Below are 2808 nucleotides of genomic sequence, written 5' to 3'. Positions count from 1 at the left end.
TTTGACAACAGTTTGACAACAGTTTGCGTGATTTCTTATGGTTTTTCGTGTCTTCTCGTAGCTTCTGAAAAGTAAAGAAAAACCGCATAAACACTTTTACTTAAAGCATTTATGCGGTACGTTGATTTGGTGACCCGTAAGGGAATCGAACCCTTGTCGCCGCCGTGAGAGGGCGGAGTCTTAACCGCTTGACCAACGGGCCAAATCACTTAATAATTTTAACACAATTAAATCGATTTGTCAATAGGAAAATATAAATTTTTTTGGTAAATTTTTTTTAGAATATAAAAAGCATTTGTGAGCAAAATATGAATGTAGCCGCAAGACGGCTATAAAAAATAAAAAAACGGATACACCAGATATCCAAAAAGATGGAGGAAAAGAAAATGGCAAAGAATAAGATTGTTGTTCCTGAGGCAAAGAAAGCTATGGAAAATTTCAAGATGGAAGCTGCAAATGAAGTAGGCGTTAACTTAAAGCAAGGATATAACGGTGATTTGACTTCAAGACAGGCAGGCTCTGTAGGCGGTCAGATGGTTAAAAAGATGATCGAAGATTACGAAAACAAAATCAAACAAAACTAACTTGATTTTAACGATTTAATTTAACCTTTAAGACAAGCATTTTCTGCATTTTAAGAATAAACCGTATTGGTGTTAACCTAAAAAACTTTTGATTCTGAAAATGCAGAAAAACAAATAACGAAAAGGGAAAACACTTCACGACTTTTATGAACTGTCGTGAGGTGTTTTCCATATATTTTAATGCGGATAAGCTATTGGAGCTTTTAAGAAAATGTAAGTTTTTTTGCAATCCTATGGTTAATTATCCAAACATCAGTGCAGAATATCCGAAAATTATTGACAAATTGCTTTTTGCGTGTTATTATCCATTTTAGGAAAGTTTTTTGCTGATTTTAGGAGGTATTGAAATGTTAAATGACAAAATTAAGGGGACAATTGCGGGACTTCTTATCGGTTCGACAGTAACCGGAGGTATCGCATTTGCAAAAACGGGGAGCGAAACAATTGAAGCTTTTTACAAGAACATCAAAATCTATGTTGAAGGTGTTTTGATTGATCCGAAAGACGCAAACGGAAATATTGTTGAGCCGTTTATTGCTAACGGTACTACATATCTGCCGGTGCGTGCTGTAGGTGAGGCTCTCAATAAACAGGTTAGCTGGGACGGTACAACAAACAGCGTTTATATCGGTGAAAAACCGGGAGAAAAACAGTATCTTATGGACGTTTGCCCGCCATATCAGAAAAAGGAGTATGAAGAATATACAACAAAAAACGGAAAAAGCTTTACGATGTCAGGTACAAAGTATACTAATGGATTTGTTTTGGATTATAGCAGCGGATATGCTTTAGTAAATTTAAACGGCAATTATTCTTCAATGACTCTTACACTGGGGCATGTAGACGGTTCATATGATGGAGATACAACAGTTAATTTTTATATAGATGATGAATTGGTTACCGATGTAGTAGTTGAAGGAAAAGGAATAGCAAAGAAATATACAATTCCTTTAAGAGGGGGATTACAGTTAAAGATCACAAGAGAAAAAGGAAGTAATTCATATACCGGCTTCGGAAATATAACAATTGAGTAGGGTTGTTCATATTGGGGAGCAAAAAAAGGTTATAGAGGAACTTTGGACAGGGCTGTCGGAAGTTCCTTTTTTGAACCTGAAACAAAAACTATCTAAAAAACTATAAGGAATGAGCATTATGGAATCAAACACATTCGGACAATTTTTAAGAAGGGTAATTGAAAAAAGAAATTTAAGTGCGGCAAAGATAGCAGAGCTTACGGGAAATAAAAGCAAAACCTCTGTTGTCCGTCTTTTGAATGACAAAAGCAGCCCGAAAACCATTCTGAAATTTGCTGAGACTCTGGCAGAGGTTATAGACTTAAGCGAAGATGAAAAAGAATGTATGAATCATATCATTTCGGAAAACACTGCGTCTCCTGCTCGAAAGACGGCAATGGATAATTTGCTGAATCTCTTCAAAACAAACGGCGGAAAAAGAAAGTATACCGAAAATATATGCATGGCGTATAACAGCAAGCCGACAGACAAAAAGATGTCGCTTAACGATTTATTTAATATTTGTCTTGAACGTGAAAGTCTTATCATAATTGAGGACGTAGTAAGTGAAGAACTTATTTTTGCTTTGGATAATATAATTCATGAAACTGCAATGCGAAAATTTTCACCCGTAATAAATCAGTTTTTTAAATTTGATGATGGTATTGAAGCAAAGGGAAAACAGCTTTTATCTGTGATGAAACTTTCGACATATCTGTCGTATAATGCATATGAGGTTAAGCACAGATTTGCAATGGAAAAGAAGATCATAATTTTAACTTTTTATGAAAATACAATTCATATGCGTCTGATTGAATTTGCCGGTGCGAATAGGTTCTTTTGCAGCGATACCGAGATAACGGAGATTTTTTATAAGCATTTGTGCTATAGGCAAAATCTTTTAAAGAAACATTCGCTATCTTTGAGAAGCAAACCCATGAAGCAGGAACAGTTTTTTGAAACCCTGAAAGTTATGGAATCCTATGATGCGATGCCGGCATTGCAGATAAACTCTACTCCTCCCTATATGTTCATACCTTTCGACATTCAAATAAGATTGTTTGAGGATTGTAATTATATCGGTTTTGGAAAAGATCACCCGTTTATACAGCCCATTTACAATCTGATCAAGTCACGAGCAGAGTTTATAAAAAATACTACGATTGAAAGAAAAATGATTTTCACACTTGACGGGCTAAAGAGCTTTTTCA

General features: G+C 35.3%; 3 protein-coding genes and 1 tRNA gene. 3 read left to right on the top strand and 1 reads right to left on the bottom strand.

Features of this window, described 5'->3' with window-relative positions; genetic code table 11:
- Positions 1-127: 127 nt before the first annotated feature.
- A tRNA-Glu gene (locus tag QZ357_RS04615) sits at positions 128-202 on the bottom strand.
- Between the two features lie 184 nt (positions 203-386).
- Between QZ357_RS04615 and QZ357_RS04610 the strand changes: the two genes are divergently transcribed.
- From QZ357_RS04610 to QZ357_RS04600, 3 genes are all read left to right on the top strand, one after another.
- Positions 387-584, top strand: a complete 198-nt coding sequence (locus tag QZ357_RS04610) for an alpha/beta-type small acid-soluble spore protein (RefSeq protein ID WP_290772414.1) — start codon at positions 387-389, stop codon at positions 582-584.
- Between the two features lie 347 nt (positions 585-931).
- A complete protein-coding gene (locus QZ357_RS04605; RefSeq protein WP_290772412.1) occupies positions 932-1618 on the top strand; it encodes a stalk domain-containing protein in 687 nt (228 codons plus the stop codon).
- A 118-nt stretch (positions 1619-1736) separates the two neighbouring features.
- Positions 1737-2808 (top strand): helix-turn-helix transcriptional regulator (locus QZ357_RS04600; protein WP_290772410.1); only part of this gene is annotated, 1072 nt, incomplete at its 3' end.

The organism is Anaerofustis sp., from assembly GCF_019420015.1.
Lineage (GTDB): Bacteria > Bacillota > Clostridia > Eubacteriales > Anaerofustaceae > Anaerofustis.
This window is presented reverse-complemented; position numbering and strand designations above follow the sequence as displayed.